At 66.9% G+C, this 486-nt stretch carries 2 protein-coding genes; both read left to right on the top strand.

Annotation, left to right across the window (positions count from 1 at the left end):
* Positions 1-180: hypothetical protein (locus tag QCE88_RS41990; protein ID WP_309911943.1), on the top strand; the 180-nt coding region annotated here is incomplete at its 5' end.
* A partial coding sequence (locus tag QCE88_RS41985) for a hypothetical protein (RefSeq protein WP_309911942.1) occupies positions 177-486 on the top strand: 310 nt, incomplete at its 3' end. The genes QCE88_RS41990 and QCE88_RS41985, both read left to right, overlap by 4 nt.

Below are 486 nucleotides of genomic sequence, written 5' to 3'. Positions count from 1 at the left end.
CTGGCGCGCATCGACTGGCTGCACGCGCAGCGCAGTCAACTGGAAGGCGCGCTGCGCTCGCTCTATGGCGTCGACTGGAAACAGGCGGTTCAGCCGCTGGCGCCCGCTGAAGTCTCGGCCCGCCTGTCAGCGCACGACGCCGACAACAGTGACGTGAATGCCCGGGCGCAGGCGACATGACGATGTTGGCCGTGAACCACCTGACGCCGGTGGTCGGTATCGACGTGCACTGGGTCAACCTCCCGCCGTCGCCCGCGCCGGTTCCGCTGCCGCACCCGCATGTCGGCGTGGTGCTGGATTTGCGCGAGTACGCGAATGCGGCGCTGGCGGCCATGGGCAGCATCGTGTTCAGCTTCGTCGAGGAGCAGGTCGAGGCGTTCGTGCAGACCCATGAACAGCAGATCGCCGATGTGATGGGCAGCGATCTGGTCCAGTCGGGTTTGGGGGCGGTCGACGCCGTCATGAAGAACGATGTCGTCCAGGGCG

The sequence above is a fragment of the Caballeronia sp. LZ035 genome (assembly GCF_031451175.1).
Taxonomy (GTDB): domain Bacteria; phylum Pseudomonadota; class Gammaproteobacteria; order Burkholderiales; family Burkholderiaceae; genus Caballeronia.
Note: the sequence above shows the minus strand (reverse complement) of the source record. Positions and strands in the feature narration are given on the sequence as shown.